General features: G+C 63.0%; 16 protein-coding genes. 9 read left to right on the forward strand and 7 right to left on the reverse strand.

Annotated elements, in window-relative coordinates:
- Positions 1 to 42: 42 nt before the first annotated feature.
- Positions 43 to 930 carry a DUF2167 domain-containing protein gene (locus AC1RRC_RS24920; protein ID WP_493058241.1) on the reverse strand — a complete coding sequence of 296 codons (888 nt, stop codon included), beginning with the start codon at positions 928 to 930 and terminating at the stop codon, positions 43 to 45.
- 158 nt (positions 931 to 1,088) lie between these two features.
- Between AC1RRC_RS24920 and AC1RRC_RS24925 the strand changes: the two genes are divergently transcribed.
- From AC1RRC_RS24925 to AC1RRC_RS24945, 5 genes are all read left to right on the forward strand, one after another.
- Entirely contained in the window at positions 1,089 to 1,607 is a 519-nt protein-coding gene (locus AC1RRC_RS24925; RefSeq protein ID WP_493058242.1) for a YgjV family protein, read from the forward strand.
- A 136-nt stretch (positions 1,608 to 1,743) separates the two neighbouring features.
- A complete protein-coding gene (locus tag AC1RRC_RS24930) occupies positions 1,744 to 2,322 on the forward strand; it encodes an RNA polymerase sigma factor (protein WP_493058243.1) in 579 nt (192 codons plus the stop codon).
- Positions 2,319 to 3,134, forward strand: coding sequence for a zf-HC2 domain-containing protein (locus AC1RRC_RS24935; RefSeq protein ID WP_493058244.1), 816 nt, complete (start codon positions 2,319 to 2,321; stop codon positions 3,132 to 3,134). Before AC1RRC_RS24930 ends, AC1RRC_RS24935 begins: the two co-directional genes overlap by 4 nt.
- Positions 3,131 to 4,504 (forward strand): S8 family peptidase, encoded by a 1,374-nt coding sequence (locus AC1RRC_RS24940; RefSeq protein WP_493058245.1) that lies wholly within the window; start codon positions 3,131 to 3,133, stop codon positions 4,502 to 4,504. Before AC1RRC_RS24935 ends, AC1RRC_RS24940 begins: the two co-directional genes overlap by 4 nt.
- A gap of 18 nt (positions 4,505 to 4,522) precedes the next feature.
- Positions 4,523 to 5,230 carry a TorF family putative porin gene (locus AC1RRC_RS24945; RefSeq protein ID WP_493058246.1) on the forward strand — a complete coding sequence of 236 codons (708 nt, stop codon included), beginning with the start codon at positions 4,523 to 4,525 and terminating at the stop codon, positions 5,228 to 5,230.
- 69 nt (positions 5,231 to 5,299) lie between these two features.
- On the opposite strand, the gene AC1RRC_RS24950 is transcribed toward AC1RRC_RS24945, so the two are convergent.
- The 3 genes from AC1RRC_RS24950 to AC1RRC_RS24960 all read right to left on the reverse strand — a co-directional run bounded on the left by AC1RRC_RS24950 (position 5,300) and on the right by AC1RRC_RS24960 (position 9,851).
- Positions 5,300 to 6,883 (reverse strand): isocitrate lyase, encoded by a 1,584-nt coding sequence (locus AC1RRC_RS24950; RefSeq protein WP_493058247.1) that lies wholly within the window; start codon positions 6,881 to 6,883, stop codon positions 5,300 to 5,302.
- A 515-nt stretch (positions 6,884 to 7,398) separates the two neighbouring features.
- Positions 7,399 to 9,057 carry a M28 family metallopeptidase gene (locus AC1RRC_RS24955; protein ID WP_493058248.1) on the reverse strand — a complete coding sequence of 553 codons (1,659 nt, stop codon included), beginning with the start codon at positions 9,055 to 9,057 and terminating at the stop codon, positions 7,399 to 7,401.
- A 98-nt stretch (positions 9,058 to 9,155) separates the two neighbouring features.
- Complete coding sequence (locus tag AC1RRC_RS24960) at positions 9,156 to 9,851, reverse strand: 2OG-Fe(II) oxygenase (protein WP_493058249.1); 696 nt, start codon at positions 9,849 to 9,851, stop codon at positions 9,156 to 9,158.
- 203 nt (positions 9,852 to 10,054) lie between these two features.
- Here AC1RRC_RS24960 and AC1RRC_RS24965 point away from each other — a divergent pair, with 203 nt between their 5' ends.
- Entirely contained in the window at positions 10,055 to 11,302 is a 1,248-nt protein-coding gene (locus AC1RRC_RS24965; protein ID WP_493058250.1) for a diguanylate cyclase domain-containing protein, read from the forward strand.
- A 57-nt stretch (positions 11,303 to 11,359) separates the two neighbouring features.
- On the opposite strand, the gene AC1RRC_RS24970 is transcribed toward AC1RRC_RS24965, so the two are convergent.
- Together AC1RRC_RS24970 and AC1RRC_RS24975 are read right to left on the reverse strand one after the other, a co-directional pair.
- A complete protein-coding gene (locus tag AC1RRC_RS24970) occupies positions 11,360 to 13,006 on the reverse strand; it encodes a methyl-accepting chemotaxis protein (protein WP_493058251.1) in 1,647 nt (548 codons plus the stop codon).
- A 199-nt stretch (positions 13,007 to 13,205) separates the two neighbouring features.
- The gene (locus tag AC1RRC_RS24975; protein WP_493058252.1) at positions 13,206 to 14,768 is read right to left on the reverse strand and encodes a S8 family serine peptidase; all 1,563 of its coding nucleotides are present in this window, start codon (positions 14,766 to 14,768) and stop codon (positions 13,206 to 13,208) included.
- A gap of 225 nt (positions 14,769 to 14,993) precedes the next feature.
- Between AC1RRC_RS24975 and AC1RRC_RS24980 the strand changes: the two genes are divergently transcribed.
- From AC1RRC_RS24980 to AC1RRC_RS24990, 3 genes are all read left to right on the forward strand, one after another.
- A complete protein-coding gene (locus AC1RRC_RS24980; protein ID WP_493058253.1) occupies positions 14,994 to 16,478 on the forward strand; it encodes a hypothetical protein in 1,485 nt (494 codons plus the stop codon).
- A gap of 74 nt (positions 16,479 to 16,552) precedes the next feature.
- Positions 16,553 to 18,571, forward strand: coding sequence for a M13 family metallopeptidase (locus AC1RRC_RS24985; RefSeq protein WP_493058254.1), 2,019 nt, complete (start codon positions 16,553 to 16,555; stop codon positions 18,569 to 18,571).
- Between the two features lie 81 nt (positions 18,572 to 18,652).
- A complete protein-coding gene (locus AC1RRC_RS24990) occupies positions 18,653 to 19,297 on the forward strand; it encodes a GntR family transcriptional regulator (protein WP_493058255.1) in 645 nt (214 codons plus the stop codon).
- A gap of 50 nt (positions 19,298 to 19,347) precedes the next feature.
- Here the strand turns inward: AC1RRC_RS24990 and AC1RRC_RS24995 are convergent, their stop codons facing one another.
- Positions 19,348 to 20,256, reverse strand: a complete 909-nt coding sequence (locus AC1RRC_RS24995; RefSeq protein WP_493058256.1) for a hypothetical protein — start codon at positions 20,254 to 20,256, stop codon at positions 19,348 to 19,350.
- Between the last annotated feature and the right edge of the window lie 9 nt (positions 20,257 to 20,265).

Consider the following 20,265-nt stretch of genomic DNA (forward strand, 5'->3'; position numbering starts at 1 on the left):
GATACGGCCGCCAGCAGCCAGCCCAATCATTTCCCCATCGGATCAGGCCTTTTCGCGCTTGAAGAATTTGTAGATGGCGCCGAAGGCGCCGGCGACTACCAGGAAAATCACTTTCTTGAATGCCACCAGCAACGCCAGCAGTTTGCCAAACAGCCCCAGCTTCGACGCCACGCCGCCCGCGACCAGTGCCGCAAGGCCATATTCCGCGACTTTGTCGGTGCTGCTGTTGAAGTCTGAATAACGGTTGCCATCGGTGAAATCCGTGAATGCCGTGACTTGTTTCATTTCTGTTTTGATGCGGGCAATCTGGCCCATCCCGGCGACCGCATTCAAGACCAGCACACCTTCGCGTCCCAGCACACGGATGTTGTAATTCAAGCCGTTTTCCGGTGCGCCGTCGGTTTTCAATTCCTTGGCCCAGTACAGCTTGTGGCTGGCCTTTTCATAGCTGGGCTGTTCCGCCCAGCCGATCAAGTGCATGGCGGGATAGCCGGCTTTCTGGCGTTCTTCGTTATGGTTCGCCAAGCCTTCCTTCATCTCTTTCAGCAACTCATCATATTTGATGCTGTCGGCGTCATCGTCCTTGACGTGGCCATCCTTGTTGTAGGTGATGACCACGCCCCAGCCGTCCTGGCTCAGCACGTTTGTGTTGGCCGGCACGATCATCCCCAGCGATGTGACGCCCGGTGGATTGCCCCAGCCATCGACCAGCACTTTGGTCGCGTCTGCCGGCGACAGGTAGCGGAAGCCGGACGGCAAGTCCAGCGTGGCGATATTGCCGGGCAGGGTGATTTGTCCTTGCTGGAATGTCAGTGACGACAGGAATTGTTCCTGCGTCATTTGCGGCGCGCTGGCGGCGTCTGCCGCGCGCACGGCCGGAGCCAGGCCAAGCAGGCAGCACAGCAAGAGGGTAGTCAGAGGTTTAAACATGGTTATTGTTTATTTTTAGTTATGAAAAAGAGCCGACAGCATACCGAATTGCCGGGCGTAAAAATGCGTACATTGTCACTTGCTAGTCGGTATGGTTGTACGATGACTGCTATAGTGACGGGTTCCGGCAGCATGCTGTCCCGTCGATTGGCCTTCCCATGGTGATAGATTGGTTTTCCCCGGCGCAGTGCGTTGGTTACGTTGCATTCGTGTTCGGCGTCGGCTCGTTCCTGCAGACCGACGACCGCCGCTTCAAACAATGGATGGCGGCGGAATGCCTGGCGTATGTGGTGCACTTTGCCTTGCTGGGCAATCCGACCGCCGCGGCCAGCGCCATGGTGTCGGTGCTGCGCTCCGTCGCGGCGCTGCGCACCCGCCAGGCATGGGTGGCCGCCGTCTTCATTGCCGCCAGCCTGACCCTGGGGGTGGTGCTGGTGAAGCAGCCGGCGGACTGGCTGCCGCTGGTGGCGTCATGCCTGGGGACGTTTGCGCTGTTCCGCCTGCAAGGGGCGCCGATGCGGCTGGTGATGCTGTGCGGCACCTTGCTGTGGGTGGCCAATAACATGCTGTCCGGTTCGATTGGCGGCACGGCGCTGGAACTGGTGATTGCCGTGGTGAACAGCACGACCATCGTGCGCTTGTTGCGGCAACAGCGGACGCCGGCAGCGAGCGCCTGACCTGGCCGGCGCGCCCGGGGGCATCCGATGCCGGACATCAGCGCCAAGTTGCCGGCATAGGGCGCTAAAATTGTGCGGGGCGATTGAACCTTTCCGCAGCGAACGGGTATCTACGGCAACTGGGGAGAAATGCTGCATGCAGAAAAGCTGGGGAATGGGAGGACCGGAAGCCGGTGACGGCGACGCGCGGCTGATCGCTGGTATCAGCCGTGGAGACCGTCATGCGTTTCAGGAACTGTATCGCCTGTATTTTCCCCGCCTGGCCCGTTTTCTGGGACGCATGACGCGCAACGCCCCGCTGATCGAAGAAATCATTAACGACACCTTGCTGGTGGTGTGGCAAAAGGCGCAGACGTATGACGGCAGCAGCAAGGTGTCGACGTGGATTTTCGGTATCGGTTACCGGCAGGGGTTGAAGGCGCTGCGCGGGCTGGATGAACCGGTCGAATCCACGGTGGAAGAGCCGTGCGGGCCGGAGCTGGAACCGGAACATGCGGTCGCCGGAAAACAATTGCAGCAAGGTGTCAGCGCCGCGCTGGACACGTTGCCGCTGGAGCAGCGCATGGTGGTGAGTTTGGCGTATTTCCATGACATGCCCTACCAGGAAATTGCCGACACCATGGGCTGTCCCGTGAACACTGTCAAGACGCGCATGTTTCATGCGCGCCAGCGTTTGAAAGCCGTGCTGTCACGGCATATGGAATCCACACAATGAATCCGCAGCCATCCTTTGTTGACGAACACCTGGCGGTGCAGCGCATATTGCCGTGGTACGTGGCCGGCATGCTGCATGCCGATGAAGAAGCCAACGTGGCGCAGCACCTGGCATCGTGCGCCGCCTGCCGCGCCGACCTGGCGCTGGAGCAGCGCTTGCTGGCGGGCGTGGCGGCGGCGGACCCGCTGCCGGAGGGGCTGGACCCCGAGGCGGCGCTGGCCCGGCTGATGCCCCGGCTGGATGGCGTGGTGCAGGAGGTGGCGCCGCAGCCCGGCATAGCGAGCGCCGCTGTGCCGGCTGCGGCACTGGCCCGCCTGGCGCCGCAACCTGATGCCGCGGCGCAGGATGCTACATCTGCCGCCGCCCGGGACGGCGTGGCGGGCAATCGACCAGTGGCGCAGCGGCGAGGCGCGGGCGATGCCGCATGGCGCGCTCTGTGGCGGCGCGTCGCCGGGGCGTTCGACAGCGGCGGCTGGCGTAACTGGGCGCTGGCTGCGCAAGGCGCGGTGATCGTCGGGCTGGGCGCGTTGCTCATGCCGGCCTGGCAGGATGCCGATCCTGCTTACCGGGCGCTGGGCAATGGAACCGCGGCGGCGCCGGATGTGGTGGTGATGTTCCAGCCCGATGCACGCGCCGATCACGTGCAGCAAGTGTTGCAGGCATCCGGCGCCCGCATCGTCGACGGCCCCACGGTGACGGGCGCGTATTTGCTCGATGTCGACGCGGCGCGGCGGGCGCAATTGCTGGCGGCATTGCGCGCCGATCCCGCCGTGCGGCTGGCCGAACCGCTGGGCGCGGGAGCGGCGCCGTGAAGCTGCCCGGCACATGGTTTTCCATGGCCGCTGCGGGGCGCCCGGCGGCAGGGCCGCTGCGCGCTGTCAAGTGCGCGCAGTTGCGCGTCCCGCTGCCGGCCACCATCCTTGCTTCCGTGCTTGCGGCATGCTTGCCTGTTGGCGCCGCCTTGGCGCAGCCTGCGGCGGCTCCCGCACCCATGGTGCAGCCGGAACCGCAATCCCCCCGCGAAATCCTGGTCATGCTGCACCTGCCCGCGCCACACTTCCGCCCGGACGGCTACCACGGCGCGAATTACCGCGATGACGCGGCCCGCGTCGCGCGCCGCCGTATTGCGGAAGCACTGGCCAGGGAACACGGGCTGGCGCTGCTGGAAGACTGGGCCATGCCGGCACTGAATGTCGATTGCTACCGCATGCAACTTCCATCGGGGGGCTCCGCTGCCGGCGTGCTGGAAGCGCTGGCGCGCGACACCCGGGTGAAATGGGCGCAACCGGTGCAAAGCTATTCAGCACAGGCCGGAGGGGATCCGCTCTATCCGGTGCAACCGGCGGCGCAACCGTGGCAATTGACGGAAGTGCGTAAAGTCGCCACTGGCCGCAAGGTGCTGGTGGCCGTGGTCGACAGCGGCATCGAAACGGACCATCCCGACCTGGCAGGCCAGGTGGCGGTCAGCGAAAATTTTGTCGATGGCCAGCGCTATACCGGCGAGTTGCACGGCACGGCGGTGGCGGGCGTGATCGCCGCCCATGCCGGCAACGGCGTCGGCATCGAAGGGGTGGCCCCCGGTGCGCGGCTGATGGCGTTGCGCGCTTGCTGGCAGCAGGGCGACGGCGCTACCCGCTGCAACAGTTTTACGCTGGCGAAGGCACTGAATTACGCATTGCTGCATGGCGCGCACGTCATCAATATGAGCTTGTCCGGACCGGATGACCGCTTGCTGCAGCAATTGATCGATGTGGCCCGCGCCCGTGGCGTGCGGGTCGTGGGCGCTTTTGACGCGGCGCGTGCGGATGGCGGCTTCCCCGCCTCGCATCCGGGCGTGTTTGCCGTGGCGGCGGAAGGCGCCGTGCCCCGCGCCGGCCATATCATCGCGGCGCCCGGCCGCGACGTGCCCACCACGATGACCGGCGCACGCTGGGGCATGGTGTCCGGTTCATCCTATGCAGCCGCGCATGTCTCTGGCATGATGGCCGTGCTGAGCGAACTGAAACCGCGCATGCCGCTGACGGAATTGCGCGACACGCTGGTCCCCCAGGCCGGCACTACAGCCAGTATCGCCAGCATCGACTTGTGCGCGACCGTTACGCGCGTCACTGGAAAATGTACATGCGCATGCAGCCCGGCCAATACCAACAGCAGTGCCGCCAACTTTGCGCGCTCGCCCTGATGATGCGTGAGAGTTCGCTTGCGTAAGTGGCGTATCTCCCTGTGCGCCTGCCTGGGCGCCGCCGTCCTGCTGACCGGCCCCGCTGCACACGCCCAGCTGAGCGGCAGCGCCGGCATCGTCTCTGATTATTTATACCGGGGTGTCAGTCTCAGTGACGGCCAGGCGGCGCCGCGCGTCACCGTCAACTACGATGGCGCGGACGGCTGGTATGCGGGCGGCCAGGTGGTGGCGGCCCGGCTGGGTGGCGCCAACCGCCGCGCGTCGCAATGGGTTGGTTACGCCGGCTATGCGCAGCAGCTGGCGTCCGGCATCAGCTGGGAAGCAGGGGTGTCGCGCTACGCGTTCCCGCAACGGCCGGGCTGGCATTTCAATGAAGTATTTGGCGGCGTGGCGTTCGAAAACGTCAGTGCGCGCCTGTCCTATGCGCCCGATTACCTGGGCCTGCGCACGCGCACCTGGTATGGCGAAGCCAGTGGCGGCATCGAGCTGCCCGTGGAGCGGCTGCGCGCGTTCTGGCACGTGGGTTATCTTGGTTCGGTCCACGCGGCGCCGGGCAGCATGATCAGCCGCTACGATGTGCGGCTGGGTGTGCAGGCGGGCTGGCAAGACTGGCGCGCGGAATTGTCATTCGACGCGGCGCGCAAGCGTAAAACCGGCGGCGCCTATTACACCAATGATGTGCGCACCACGCGTGACGTGGTGCTGGGCGTCAGCCGCGCGTTTTAAGCACGTGCACCCAAATGCACAATGCCACCCGAAGGTGGCATTGTGTGTCACAGGGACGACGGCGATGAATTAATGGAACTGGTTCATCGTGTTGTCTTTACCGGCGGCTTTCAGTGCCGCTTCGCCGCTGAAGTATTCCTTGTGGTCGTCGCCCATGTCCGAACCGGACATGTTCTGGTGTTTCACGCAAGCGATACCCTGGCGGATTTCCTTGCGCTGTACGCCAGCCACGTAGCCCAGCATGCCCTGGTCGCCGAAGTATTCCTTGGCCAGGTTGTCGGTCGACAGCGCGGCGGTGTGGTAGGTCGGCAAGGTGATCAGGTGGTGGAAGATGCCGGCTTCACGGGCCGCGTCAGCCTGGAAGGTGCGGATTTTCTCGTCAGCCTCGATCGCCAGTTCGGTGGTGTCGTACTCGACGCTCATCAGCTTGGCGCGTTCGTAGGCCGACACGTCTTTGCCTTCCGCTTTCAGGCGGTCATACACTTGCTGGCGGAAGTTCAGGGTCCAGTTGAACGATGGGCTGTTGTTGTACACCAGTTTCGCGTTCGGGATCACTTTGCGGATTTCCGACACCATGCCGCCGATCTGGGCGATATGTGGTTTTTCGGTTTCGATCCACAGCAGATCGGCGCCGTTTTGCAGCGAGGTGATGCAATCGAGTACGCAGCGCGCTTCGCCGGTGCCGGCGCGGAACTGGAACAGGTTGCTTGGCAGGCGCTTAGGACGGACGAGCTTGCCGCCTTGCTTGATCACGACGTCGCCATTGTTCATGGTTTCGGTGGTGACTTCTTCCACGTCCAGGAACGAGTTGTACTGGTCACCCAGGTCGCCTGGTTCGTTGGTGTAGGCGATTTGCTTGGTCAGGCCGGCGCCCAGCGAGTCGGTACGGGCCACGATCACGCCGTCTTCCACGCCCAGTTCCAGGAATGCGTAACGCACGGCGCGGATCTTGGCCAGGAAGTCTTCGTGTGGCACCGTGACTTTACCGTCCTGGTGGCCGCACTGCTTCTCGTCCGACACCTGGTTTTCCAGCTGGATGCAGCAAGCGCCCGCTTCGATCATTTGCTTGGCCAGCAGGTAGGTCGCTTCCGCGTTACCGAAACCGGCGTCGATGTCGGCGATGATTGGCACGATGTGCGTCACGTGGTTGTCGATCTTGGCCTGGATCGCTGGTTTGCCGGCGGCATCAGCAGCGTCCAGTTCGCGGAACAGGCCGCCCAGTTCGCGGGCATCGGCCTGGCGCAGGAAGGTGTACAGCTCTTTGATCAGGGCCGACACGGCGGTTTTTTCGTGCATCGACTGGTCTGGCAGCGGGCCGAATTCCGAACGCAGGGCGGCGATCATCCAGCCCGACAGGTACAGGTAGCGGCGGTCGGTGCTGTTGAAGTGCTTTTTAATCGAGATCAGCTTTTGCTGGCCGATGAAACCGTGCCAGCAACCCAGCGACTGGGTGTATTGCGACGGATCGGCATCGTAGCGGGCCATGTCGGCGCGCATGATGCTCGCGGTGTAACGGGCGATATCCAGGCCGGTCTTGAATTTGTTCTGGGCGCGCATGCGGGCGGCCGATTCCGGATTGATGGCGTTCCAGGCGCTGCCTTCCTTGTCTTTCAGGGTAGCAATGGCTTTGATGTCGTCGTTGTAGGTAGACATGGTAGTGATCCTAAGTGAATTAAGAAAATGTTGCGAGACGCGGTCCGGTACTGAATCCAAAAGCTAACTGCATGACTAAATAGTAGACCTCTTTTGAGTTTTGTAAAAGATGTCTTATATAAGACATATAACTTAAATTGCCCGTTATCTTTCAAGTACTTACGGGAATGTTTTTGCTATGTGAAATTGTTTTTCAGAAAATGAAGCGATCGCCGCGCATTTTTGCGTTGCCGCGTTCCGCAATGTGAGAGCAGATTTTTATATCGTGGGAAATCCGCTTGGCGCGCGCAGGCCGGACCGGCGCAGGCAGGGCAGGGGCAGCCGGCAATGCTACAATCGGGCTGGCAGAGTGGTGAAACAGACAAGGCATAGGAATCTCTCCCTGAACGGGTGGGCCGTTACCTGATCTGATTTTAGCGGGGTCTGGTGACGCCGTTGTGACGGCAGGAGAAGGTGTTGTCAACACACTACGCTCCCGGGCATGGCGCCCGGGAGGCAGGATTCAACGTTGCGGATTAATGACGTTTCGCGGCGCTGGCATCGCGTGGGGCGCGGAATTCCGAATCCTTGCCCCAGTTTGGCCAATCTTTCGAATCGGCAAGATCACGGCCCAGGCTGTACAGCAATTGCAGGTCGCGCGCCATGCCGGTGAAGGGCCACTTGGCGCTCCATTCGTCGGACGGCTGGTGGTAGTGATTGGTGTTGTACGCTTCTTCCGCCGCCTTGCCCGCAGCCAGGCCGCCGTCTTCCCAGTCTTCGCCGGAGCCGAACGAGAAGGCCGGGACGCCGCGCTTGGCCAGCGGGAAGTGGTCGGAGCGGAAGAAGTGGCCGGCTTCCGGTTTCGGGTCCGGTGAGTAGCTGATGTTCCACTGCTTGGCCTTGGTGACCAGCGCATCCATCAAGTCCAGCTTGGCGCTGCCGGAAATCGTGAAGTTGCGGGCCGGGCCTTGCGGGCTCAGGGCGTCCATGTTGATCACGCCGGCCGTGGTGGCCAGCGGGTACAGCGGGTTGGCCGCATAGTACTCGGAGCCCAGCAATCCTTTTTCCTCGGCCGTCACGGCCAGGAACACCACGCTGCGCTTTGGCGCCGGGGCCTGGGCATAGGCGCGGCCCAGTTCCAGCAGGGCGGCGATGCCGGTGGCGTTGTCGACCGCGCCGTTATAAATCGTGTCGCCTTTGGCGTCTGGCAAGCCGACGCCCAGGTGGTCCCAGTGGCCGCTGTACATCACGGTCTGGTCTTTCTGGCTGGTGCCTTCACGCATCGCCGCCACGTTCTGCGACTTGATCACTTGCGCATCGACCGCGTAATGCGCCGACAGGGTGATGCCTTTCAGTTCGACCGGCTTGAAGTCGCGCGTTTGCGCCTGTTTTTTCGCCGCTTCGAAATCCAGTCCGGCGCGCTGGAACAAGTCCACCATCACGTCGCGCTGGATCCAGGCTTCCATCGGCGCGTGCGACTTGCCCGGCTCCTTGCGCACGATGTCGTACATGACGTTGGTGTTGGAATTTTTCACGGTCGGCCAGCCATACGAGGCCGGTGCGGTCTCGTGCACGATGATGGTGCCGATCGCGCCCTGGCGCGCCATCTCTTCATACTTATACGTCCAGCGGCCGTAGTACGTCATGGCCTTGCCGCCAAAATCGCCCTGGCCCGTTTCGAAGTCCGGGTCGTTGATCAGCACCACGGCCAGCTTGCCCTTCAGGTTGACGCCCTTGAAGTCATCCCAGTTGCGTTCCGGCGCCTTGACGCCATAGCCGACGAACACCAGCGGCGCCTTGTCGAAATCAACGCGCTTTTGGCCATTCATGGCGGCGCGTACGGCCATCTGGTCGCCTTGCAGGAAGGTCTGGCTGGATTTGCCATCATTCAGGGTCAGCGCCACCGGGCCTTTGATTTCAAAGCGGCCCAGCGGAACTTCCTGGGTCCAGGCGCGTTTGCCTTTGACCAGGTCGCCGCCCGGCTTCAGGCCGGCGGCCTTGAATTGCTCGATCAGGTAATTGACGGTCCTGGTTTCGCCGGCGGTATTCGGGCCGCGGCCTTCGAATTCATCGGATGCCAGCACTTTGACGTCATGCGACAGGCGCTGCGCATCGATTTTAGGGGCGGGGTCCGCGGCGGTGGCGGCCGCGGTAGCCAACAGCATGGTGGTAGCCAGCATGGCGTTTTTCTTCACTGGGGATCTCCTTGGTGGGGTGAATGGCGTAAGAAATCCGGCAAGTATCGGGGCTGTGCTGATGGCGGTCAATCGGTTGCATGTAACAGCAAGTGTCGCTACCTGCCGTACAGGGTCTCGGCGCGCTGGAACAGGATCCAGGAGGTGGCGACGTATTTGTCGCCGCTCTTTGAGACGTGGCCCTTGTGGGAATGGGTAAAGCCGGCCGGGGCGATCACCAGGCGGCCCTGGCGCGCCTCCACGTGGCGCTTCTGGTAAAAGAACTCGGTCGAACCGCCTTCCTGCACATCGTTCAGGTAGAACTGGAACAGCAGCACCCGGTGCAGCGTCTCACAAGTCGCGTTTTGCGGATACACCTCGGAATGCCAGTGGTGGTAGCCGCCGCTGTTCTGCAGATACTTTTGCAGATTGATCGCTCCGCCACGGTACATGGCGCGAATCACATCGCTGATGCTCCCGGCATCGAAATCGTCGAAGTTGTCCAGCGACAACACCGCTGGCTGCCCCGTCCCCGGATGCACCAAGGTCGGCGACAAGGCGCCCATCAACAGCATGCGGTATTGGCTCACATAAGCGCCCAGGTGCTTGAGCACCGCCGACATCATCAGGTTCGACACATCGTTCCATTCCTTGTAATTGGAAATAGTGATGTCGTAGCTGTCTTTTTTGCTGGTGTCGACACCCTGGCCGGTCTTGCCACGGCTGACATCCTTGCTGGCGTTGAAGCGCCCGATGATGTGCTCGCATTGCTCCGGTGTGAGGGCGTTGTCGTACACCCCGATGAAATCATCCATGCGCTGCTGGTCCCGGTTGGTTGAATGGAGACGACACTATACAAGCGCCGGGCGGTCTCAGCTAGCGCCGGACGCCGTGCGCGGCGGCGTGGATTGAGGGGGCATTACAACGGAATGACGCAAGTGTTGCCACGGGCGCTGTCGATGGCGGCGTAGCCATGGTGGCTTGTTATAATCAACCAACTGATAGGTTGATACTGGCAATGAACAACACTTTGCACCGCCTGGCGGATTTGCTGCTCGATGTGGTTTTCCTGGTGGAAGAGGACGGCCGGATTGCCTACGTGAATCCGGCCTGTACCGCCGTGTTTGGCTACCAGCCGGAGGAAATGATCGGGCGCCAGATACTCGGCTTTATTCACCCGGGCGATTTGCAGCACACGATAGCTGAAATGGGCCGGGTGGCGGCCGGGCGGCCCGGTGTGGGCTTTGAAAACCGTTACCTGCGCAAGGATGGCAGCGTGGCGCATATCCACTGGACGGCGCGGTGGTCGGAGGACGACCAGTTGCGCATCGGCGTGGCGCACGACATCAGCGAACGCAAGATGGCTGAACAACGCCTGGCCGGCATGCTGGCGCTGTCGACGGCGGCGCACGGCGCGGAGTCGCAGGATGCCCTGTTTGCCGCTTTCCACGCGATCTTGCTGGAGCTGATGCCGCTGCGCGGATTGGCGGCGGTGCTCGATCCCGGCGCGCGCATCGCTTATGCGGCGGCCAGCCCCGGTTGCGGCGGGGCGGCGCCGGATACCTCGCGCTGGTTTGCCGAACCGATGTCCACGCCGGGCATGAAATTTGGCGAATTGCGCTTCGATGTCGAACGCGCCGGCATCCTGTCCGCGCACGACCGGGATGTGCTGCAATTTGCCGCCGCGCAGGCGGCCACGGTGATTGAACGGCTGGCGCTGCACGCGGACCTGGCGTATGCGGCCCGCTACGACGAATTGACCGGCTTGCCGAACCGCCGCCTGTTCCAGGACCGCTTGCAATCGGCGTTTGCGCGCAGCCGCCGTGACCGTTCGCGCGGCGCGCTGCTGTTCGTCGATCTCGACGACTTCAAGCGCGTCAATGATGACTATGGCCACGCGGTCGGCGACCAGCTGCTGCAATCGGTGGCGAACCGCATCGTGACCTGTGTGCGCGAGTGCGATACGGTGGCGCGCATCGGCGGCGACGAATTCGTGGCGCTGCTGGAAAATGTCGACTCCATGGCGCAGGCCGAAGCGGTGGCGGCCAAGATCCACAAGACGATCGGCAAGCCATTGCCGCTGGGCGGCGTGCGCTTGCAGGCCCGCGCCAGTATCGGTATCGCGCTGTATCCGGAACATGGCGATGCGGCGGACCACTTGATGCGCTATGCGGACCAGGCCATGTATGCGAACAAGGCTGCGCACAAGGCGGATAAGGCGGCGCAGCAGGCCGAACCGGACAGCGAGAAACCGATCGAGGCGTGACCCGGCGGGTGTTGCGGCGTATCGAGCCGCCATGCCTGCGCCACCACAGCGGCAGGCTCAGGCAGCGCGCAGACGCCGTATGTCTTTCCTGGCGCGCGGCGCTTGCGGCAGTGTGGACACGCCATGCAGCGGCGCCGCCGCTTCCTCGCTCAGCCGGAACACGCTGACCACTTCCACCAGTTGTCCCGCCTGCGCCTGCATCGATTGCGCCGCGGCGGCGGCTTCTTCCACCAGCGCCGCGTTTTGATGGGTGGCCGCATCCATCTGGCGCAGCGCATCGTGCATCTGGCTGATGTCGCCGTTCTGATTACTGCTGGCCTGCGTGATCTCGCTCATGATGCCGGCCACGCGCTCGATGCTGGCCACCACTTGCTCCATGGTGGCGCCTGCCTGGCCGGCCAGGGCGTTGCCGGCATCAACCTGCTGCACGGAATCGCTGATCAAGTCCTTGATTTCCTTCGCGGCGGCCGCGGAACGCTGCGCCAGCGTGCGCACTTCCGATGCCACGACGGCAAAACCACGTCCCTGTTCGCCGGCGCGGGCCGCTTCCACTGCCGCGTTCAGGGCCAGGATATTGGTCTGGAAGGCGATGCCGTCAATCACGCTGATGATGTCGGCAATGCGGTGCGACGAGGCATTGATGGCGCCCATGGTCTGTACCACCTGGGTTACCACGTCGCCGCCGCGCCGCGCGGTTTCCGACGCGGTTTCGGCCAGTTCGCTGGCTTGTTGCGCCAGGCCGGTATTTTGCGACACGATATCGGTCAGATCCTGCATCGAGGCCGTGGTCTGCTCCAGCGAACCGGCCTGCTCCGAGGTGCGCGTGGCCAGGTCCTGGTTGCCGATGGCGATTTGCGATGACGCGGTGGAAATCGCTTCGGTCGCGTTGCGGGCGCGGGACACGATCAGCGCCAGGTTGTCGCGCATCGCTTGCATCGCATGCAGCAGACTGTTGCTGTCGCCGGGGCGCAAGCGGATATGGGCTGTCAGGTCGCCGGCGGCAATGCGGCCGGCCAGTTCGGCTGCGGTGCTGGGATCGCCGCCCAGCTGGCGGAATAGTTGGCGCAGGATGTGCAGCGCCACGCCGGTCGCCGCGGCCAGCGACAGCAGCAGGATGGCCGGCATTTGCCAGCTTGCCGCGGCGATGGTGGCGCGCGCGGCGGCTTCATCGCCGGCGGAACGCTTGTTCGCCATTTCCACCACGCGGTCGACGGCTTGCCGGTGCTTTTCATACTGGGTGCGCAAGCCTAGCATGGCGGCCGCCACGGCGTCCTTGTCCTGCTTGTGGATGGCGGGCACGAAGTCGCGCTGCACCACGCCATAAAAATCCTGTGCCGGCGTGTGGGCGTCGGCCAGGAAGGCTTGCTTGAGTTCCGGTTCCAGCGCTTGTCCCAGCCAGAATTGGTGGCGGGTATCGTATTCCGCCTGCAATGCCTGCAGCCGCTGCACCAGGCGTTCCTGTTCGGGCTGCCCGGTTGCCGCTTGCAGCTGGAACGCCACCAGGTACGATTCAATAATGTATTCCGGCGGCGGCAGGATATCGGCCACCAGGTCCTTGCTTTGCACGATGCGGTCATAGATGGGGCCCGTGACGCGCACTTCCTGCAGCAGCTTGATGGACCAGGCGCCATAGACTATGAATCCCAGGGCAAAGCAGGCGAGCAACATGGTAAAGCGGGTCTTGATATCGGGTGTGCGGCGCATGGGAATGGTTCCGGGGCGGAGAGGGGTGCTGTGAGGAAACTCATGCTGACAGGGGCGCGCGCCGGAATCAAGCGCTGAATCGCACCGCACAATAAATGTGTTGCGGCGATGGGGATGCAGAAAGCACTGCTTTTTTCAAGGGTTGCCAGAACAAAAAAACGCCGCCCGAAGGCGGCGTTGTCATAGCCATATGCAATGCTTAGTTGTTGCAGCCGGCAGTACGGATGCGGTCATATGCGGCCTTGGCTTGCACCAGGCCATAACCGTAGTACACATCGCGGCCCGGCGCGCCCAGGTCTTGCGCGGACTGGTTCAGCGTGTTGCGGATCTGGCTGGCGCTGCAGTTCGGGAAGTAGCTCCACACCAGCGCCGCGACGGCCGAGACGTGCGGCGTGGCCATCGACGTGCCGTTGAAGTACGCATAGTGGGTGGCCGTGACGTTGACGGTGGCGGCCTGGCCCAGCTGCGCTTGCAGGGTGGCGCCTTCCACGCCCGATGCGGTTACCGAGGGAATCGACGAGGCGGCGCCGCCCAGGGTGCCGGCAAAGCCTTCCGGTGCGTTGTTGTAGACCACGGCGCCGACACCGCCGCTGGCCTGGCAATTGGCGACCTTGACGCCGAAGGCAATCGCGCCGCGCTTGATCAGGCACACTTTGCCGGCCATCGCGGCATTGGTGACATCGCCCAGGCCGAAGTCGGCCAGCGGGGCGGTGACCGAGGCGGCCGGTGAACCATCCATGCCGCCCGGTGCGTACGTGGTGGCGCCGACTTTCAGCGCGGATTCACGGCCGCTGCCCATCGGCACGGTGGACAGCACGCCCACGCCTGGCGCGGCGATTTCCACTTTGGGCGTGAATTGCGAGAAGTTCGCGACCACCTTGTTTTCATCGAGCGCCGCCACCGACATCACGCTGGGATAGCCGGCCGGATACGATTGCGTCGTGTTGCCATCGTTGCCGGCGGCGGCGATTGACAGCACGCCGCGCTTGGCCAGCCCGTCGAACACCCGTTCTTCGGCCACGCTGCGCTCGTCGCCGCCCAGCGACATGCTGATCACGTTGGCGCCCGCCGCGCCGCACTTGTTGGCGGCGGCAATCAGGGTCGACGTGTAGGCCCAGCCCTCGGCGCCGAACACCTTGATGATGTGCAGGTTCAACTGGCCGTTGGCGTTGACGCCCACCACGCCTTTGCCCGCGTTGTTCAGCGCGGCAATGGTGCCGGCCACGTGGGTGCCATGGTGGTTTTCATCGGTGTACCACGGACCGGTGCCGGGATTGGTGTGGCCCGTCATGCGGTTGCCGGCCAGGTCTTCGTGCGCCATATCGATACCGGAGTCGATGATGCAGACGGTGCGGTTGCCGGCGTAGGTGTCGGGTAACTGGTCGGCCTGCACCATGCCGATCCCGAACGGCACTTGCTGGCCGGTTTTGTAGGGCGTGCCGGTCGATGGCGTGGCCAGCGACGTCAGATAGCGCTTGCTGTCGTTTTCCACGAACTCGATGTGCGGGTTGTTGCGCAAGTCTTTGAGCGCCTTGGCCGGTACTTCGGCCACCGTGGCGTTGATCTCATCCATGTCCACTTTGACGTTGCCTTTTGCTGCAGCAATGGCGGCTTTGCCATTTTGTTTACCGCCTGCCTTGAAGCCGACGATCACGCGTGCGGTCTCGTCCGTGCTGGCGGCAGGTGCGGCATAGGCTGCGCCTGCGGTTGCAATCATTACCGTTACCGCCGCAGCGATGGTGTTCTTGGTGGAATGAAACATGCATCTCCCCTTGTAGGTGGAATCATTATCGTCAAACCGCTGGCACGGTAGTGCCGGAAGGCGGCGTTGTGGAAAGGCGATGTTAGGAATGTTCTAACGGCAGGTCAATCGCGGCAGTGGATTAATTGATCACGCTTGACGCAAAAACAACAAAGTTTCTATGTGGAAAATCAATGAGTTACGCACGGTCATTAACGAAGCGGCAATGTTTGCCGTTAAAGGGGGATGACCCTGATTTCCTCTGTATCAAATTGGCAACCGGCGCCGCGCCTGCCCGCCTCCACAGCTGGCCGCGCCGCGCAATTTGACGCGGCCGCACCGGGCGCCGCGTCATCCGTCGTCACGTTGAGTCCGGCCAGCCTGGCGGCGGCCCGGCAAGCGGAAACGGCCGAGGCGGTGCTGCCGGTCTCCGCGCGGTTCCGGGAGGTGGGCGCGGCCATGTTGCGGCAATTCGGCACGGGTGCGCCGGTGCCGGTGACGCAGGCGGCGCTGCCGGACAGTGTGGAGCATAAATTCACGCTGGGCATCGTGACCCGCAGCGGCACCAAGGTCGACCTGACCCTGGCCAGCCTGGACGATGGCATGGCCTTCCAGCTCAGCGCCAGTGCGGAACTCAGCGACGCCGAGCGCAGTGCGCTGTCGCGCCTGGCGGACGGTTTTCAGGCCGCCATTGATGGCATGGCGGCGGCCGACCCGCATATCCGGCTGGGCGCGTTGGCGCAGTTCGACGGCGGCGCGCTGCAATCGGTGGATTTTCATGCGGAAGTCACGTTGTCCACCTTGCCGCCGGGGACGCAGACCTTGGACTTCCATGCGGATGGCAGCGGGCGCAAGGCCGGTATCGCCGGCCCGTCCGGCAAGGCGGACGTCGCGGTCGATACCGCCCGGCTGGCCAGCCTGGGCACGCAGGAACAGCAAACCCGGGCCATCAACCACTACCTGAAGCAGTTCGACCAGGCGGCGCAGCGCGGCCATGGCGATGCCGGATTGATGGCGATGTTCAAGGAGGCATTTGCCGACCTGAGCCGCACATCGACGCGGACGGAAGCGCCGGAGCCTGGCCTGACTTTGCCGGGTAGCCCGTGGCCGCTGGCGGCGGAAGATCGCGCGGTGCTGACCGGGTTGGCGGATTTCAGCGCCGAGATCACGCAGACGCCGAAATGGATCAATCCGCTGCGCTCGGCGGAAAAAGAAAGTTTTAATTATGCGGTGTCGCAGCAGACCAGCATCGACGGCCCGCGGCGCGATGATCGTACCGTGTCGCAGACCCAGCAGGCGAAATTAACCGCACAATTCCATACACCCATCAAGAAGGGCCGGGACCTGATACTGGACACCACGCCGCAATCGCAGACCTACGAATACCACCAGATCGATGACACGGCCGATTCCAATGTCGAGTTGGGCTACAAGGAGGGCCGCCTGGTGAAGGCGGCCTTGCGCCAGTCGGCCAGCCAGTCCGAGCGCATCCAGACGTATATGATGGGCAAGCTGATGGCGGATAAAACCCTCCCGGGCCAGCAGGAACTCGTGCGCGACCTGATGGACAGCCTGGCGCCATACCAGGCTGGGGAAGCGCCGGATGTCGACCAGACCCGCGCAGCGCGGGAAGCGCGCCGGCAACAGTCATTGGATGCGCTGCAGGGCACCATGTTCCTGTTGGCGGCGCCGGAAGCGTTGCGACAGCGCGCGTTACTGAAACATTCCTGATACAAAATCCCGCGTAAGTTCGCCCCGCGCTGCGTCATACTGCTGCTCTTCATTCATTCGTTGGAGTTGTCAAAATGAAACGCACCATGCTCGGCGTGATCCTGTTCAGCGCTTTCCAGGCTTACGCGGCGGGCCCGCAGGCGGGGATCGATACCGCCGGCATCGACCAGCAAGTCCGCGCCCAGGATGACTTTTTCCGCCATAGCCAAGGCAAATGGCTGAGCGGCGTGGACATCCCGGCCGACCGTTCCAGCTGGGGCGCCTTCAATGTGGCGCAGGAAAAGGTCGAAGAGCAGGTGCGCTCGATCATTGAGCAGGCCGAACAGGACAAGACGCGCAAGCCGGGCTCCGATGCGCAAAAGATCGGCGATTATTACGCCAGCTTCATGGATGAAGGCCGCCGCAATGCGTTGGGCCTGGCGCCGCTAAAAGCCGAGCGGGCGCGCATTGCCGCGCTGTCGGAAAAAAAGGGCCTGGCCGCGCTGGTGGCGCAGATGAACCGCATCGATGGCGGCGCACCGCTTGACATGGGTGTTGGCCAGGACAACAAGGAGTCGACCCGCTATATCGTCAACATTTCCCAGTCCGGCCTGGGCTTGCCGAACCGCGATTACTTCCTGTCCGAAAACGATGCGCGCCTGGCCGAGATCCGCGCCAAATACCAGCAGCACATCGAGAAAATGCTGGCGCTGGCCGGCCATGCGCAGGCTGCCGCCCAAGCCGCACAGATCGTGGCGCTGGAAACGGAGATTGCGCGCCTGCACTGGAGCGCCGTCGAGCGGCGCGATCCCGTCAAAGCCTACAACAAGCTGACCCTGGCGCAAGTGAAGGCGCTGATGCCGCACTTCGACTGGGACGCGTACCTGAAGGGTGTTGGCGTGGCGGGCAAGATCGACACGCTGATCGTACGCCAGCCCAGCTACCTGGCCGGGCTGGACAAGCTGATTGCCGCCACGCCGCTGCCGGTGTGGAAAGCGTATTTTGAATTCCACCTGCTGAGCGCTTACGCGCCTTACCTGTCGCAAGCGCTGGTCGATGAAAGCTTTGCCTTCCGGGGCACGGTGCTGTCGGGCGCGAAGGAAAACCGCGCGCTGTCCAAGCGCGCCATTGCGGAAGTCAACCGCGCGCTGGGCGAAGTGGTGGGCAAGGCGTACGTCAAGCAATACTTCCCGCCGGAGCGCAAGCAGCAAGTGCTGGACATGGCATACAACTTCATTGCCGCCTTCCGCGAAGGCATCGAGTCGCTCGACTGGATGAGCAAGGAAACCAAGGCGGAAGCGCAAATCAAGCTGTCGAAGATGAACGTGAAGGTTGGCTATCCGGACCAGTGGCGCGATTATTCGGCCCTGGCGGTCAAGCGCGACGACCTGGTGGGCAACGTGCTGCGCTCGCGCGATTTCAGCCACCAGTACGCGATCAACAAGCTGGGCAAGCCGGTCGACCGCGCCGCCTGGAGCATGACGCCGCAAACCGTGAACGCGTATTACAACCCGTCGCTGAACGAAGTGGTGTTCCCGGCCGCGCGCCTGCAATATCCGCTGTATGACGCCGACGCGGAACCCGCCGTCAATTATGGCGCGGTGGGCATTTCGATCGGGCACGAAATCAGCCACGCGTTTGACGACAAGGGTTCGCAATACGATGGCGACGGCAATTTGCGCAACTGGTGGACCCGCGAGGATGGCGAGAAATTCGCCGCGCGCGGCAAGATGCTGGTGGCGCAGTACAACGCCTACAGCCCGCTGCCGGGCTACTTCGTCAATGGCGAACTGACCCTCGGTGAAAACATCGCCGACAATGCCGGCCTGATCATGGCCACGCGCGCCTATAAGCTTTACCTGAAGGGTAAGCCGGGTCCCGTGATCGATGGCTACACCGCGGAACAGCGCCTGTTCATGGGCATGGCGCAGGCCCGCCGTGGCAAGGCGCGCGAGGCCGCCGCGATCGCGCAAGTCAAGTCCGATCCGCACTCGCCGGCGGAATTCCGGGTCAACGGCAGCGTCAAAAACCATCCCGGTTTCTATGACGCGTTTGACGTCAGGGAAGGCGACAAGATGTACCTGCCACCGGACCAGCGCGTGATCTTCTGGTAAAGCCCAAACATGCACCGTGGCGGCTTGCCTTTGCCGGTACGGTGTGCGTTAATTCGTATACCTTATTTGAAATTCCAGGCCATGAGTCTCGTCGTCCAGACACTATCCGAGCAAATTTTCACGCTGGTCCGTGACCGCATCATTACCGGCAGCATCTTGCCGGAAACGCCGATCCGGCAAGACGCGCTGGCGGCCGAACTGGGTGTCAGCAAGATTCCGCTGCGCGAAGCGCTGGCGCGCCTGGAACAGGAAGGCTTGCTGATCTCGCACGCCAACCGCGGTTTCTTTGTACGTCCATTGAGCGCGGATGAAGCCGAGGAAGTGTATGCGCTGCGGCTGCGGCTGGAGCCCGATGCGGTGGGCGAGGCGTGCAAAGTGGCCACGCTGGCCGACAAGGCGGCCGCCAGGCTGGCGCTGAAAGCGCTCGATAAAGCCATGGTCTCGAACAAGGACCAGGTGGGCGGCATGAACCGGGCCTTCCACATGGCGCTGGTCGAGCCGCTGGGCCGTCCGCTGACGATCCAGATCATCGAACGCCTGAACGTGATTTCAGAACGCTATGTGCGCAAGCACCTGGAGCCGGCAGGCCGTGACGACCGCGCGCACAAGGAACACCTGGCGATGCTGGAATTATGGTCGGAAGGGAAGGCCAACGCGGTGGCGGGCATGATGCATGACCATATCGCGTCGACGCTGGAGGATTTAAGGCGGGAGTTTAGAAACTGAAAAAAGGCGGGGATCAGATCCCCGCCTTTTTTCATTGCCGGCGCCGGCTATCAGGAATAACAGTCATCCTTGGCTTTGCCCGAACTGTCGATGGTCACCTTCGGACTGTCCATGCGCGCAGGGTGCTTGTAGAACGCGTCGGCGGCAATATGGTGGTTGTTGCCATACACTTCCGACAGGATGGCGTACAGGTCCGGATCACGGGCCTGCAAGTCCTCGGCATTGACCACCGTCAGGGTGTCGGTGATGTAAGCCTTGTTCGAGTTGAACCAGAATTGCGTGCCTTCGGCCCAGTATTCCTCGATGGTATTGGCCATGTAGGCGCCTTGCCACAGGCGTTTTTCCCGGGCCTGGGCATACGCCGCCTGCAACCGCCCGATCAGGCCCGGGTCGATGGTGCGCAGCGCATTCATGATGTTGTGTGAAAATTCATGCACCATGATGTTCTCTCCGTAGTAGCGTGTCTTTGGCACCCCCATGACGTTTTCCGCACCGGCGGTGGTGAACAGCCCGCCCATGCCGCGCGCGCGGCCATCCCAATACTGGCGGTCCGTCATCTGGCCGATGGTCTTGGCATAATCGCGCACTTCGCACTTGGTCAGCCGGGGATCATCGATCGTGGGCTTTTTCCAGTCGCGCTGTTCCGGCATGTCCGTCGTCGCTTCCGTGATGGCCATGACGCCAATACGGGCGCCTTGCTGCACCAGCTCGTCGCGCACGTCGGGGCGGTGCGCCAGCATCGCCACCACGATGTCGCGCGTCACCAGGATCGCCGTATCCGGCACCAGTTGCGAACCGGTGATCGGAATGCCATCGGCATCGGCATACTTGGCGTAGAACGGATTGAGGCCATACCGCGCGGGCGGCTTGATGACCTTGTCCGCCGTCGGGCTGACATGCGCGCAGGCCGTGAGGAGCGCCATGAAGCACAGGGCGGTGGCCGGTTTGAATTTCAACACGTATCGCTC

It is taken from the genome of Pseudoduganella sp. GW821-FHT12E03, assembly GCF_058807115.1.

Excerpts from the sequence above, each read along its gene's own strand:
- AC1RRC_RS24920 (WP_493058241.1), bottom strand. The coding sequence starts at position 930 with ATGTTTAAACCTCTGACTACCCTCTTGCTGTGCTGCCTGCTTGGCCTG.
- AC1RRC_RS24925 (WP_493058242.1), top strand. The coding sequence starts at position 1,089 with ATGGTGATAGATTGGTTTTCCCCGGCGCAGTGCGTTGGTTACGTTGCA.
- AC1RRC_RS24930 (WP_493058243.1), top strand. The coding sequence starts at position 1,744 with ATGCAGAAAAGCTGGGGAATGGGAGGACCGGAAGCCGGTGACGGCGAC.
- AC1RRC_RS24935 (WP_493058244.1), top strand. The coding sequence starts at position 2,319 with ATGAATCCGCAGCCATCCTTTGTTGACGAACACCTGGCGGTGCAGCGC.
- AC1RRC_RS24950 (WP_493058247.1), bottom strand. The coding sequence starts at position 6,883 with ATGTCTACCTACAACGACGACATCAAAGCCATTGCTACCCTGAAAGAC.
- AC1RRC_RS24960 (WP_493058249.1), bottom strand. The coding sequence starts at position 9,851 with ATGGATGATTTCATCGGGGTGTACGACAACGCCCTCACACCGGAGCAA.
- AC1RRC_RS24965 (WP_493058250.1), top strand. The coding sequence starts at position 10,055 with ATGAACAACACTTTGCACCGCCTGGCGGATTTGCTGCTCGATGTGGTT.
- AC1RRC_RS24970 (WP_493058251.1), bottom strand. The coding sequence starts at position 13,006 with ATGCGCCGCACACCCGATATCAAGACCCGCTTTACCATGTTGCTCGCC.
- AC1RRC_RS24975 (WP_493058252.1), bottom strand. The coding sequence starts at position 14,768 with ATGTTTCATTCCACCAAGAACACCATCGCTGCGGCGGTAACGGTAATG.
- AC1RRC_RS24980 (WP_493058253.1), top strand. The coding sequence starts at position 14,994 with ATGACCCTGATTTCCTCTGTATCAAATTGGCAACCGGCGCCGCGCCTG.
- AC1RRC_RS24985 (WP_493058254.1), top strand. The coding sequence starts at position 16,553 with ATGAAACGCACCATGCTCGGCGTGATCCTGTTCAGCGCTTTCCAGGCT.
- AC1RRC_RS24990 (WP_493058255.1), top strand. The coding sequence starts at position 18,653 with ATGAGTCTCGTCGTCCAGACACTATCCGAGCAAATTTTCACGCTGGTC.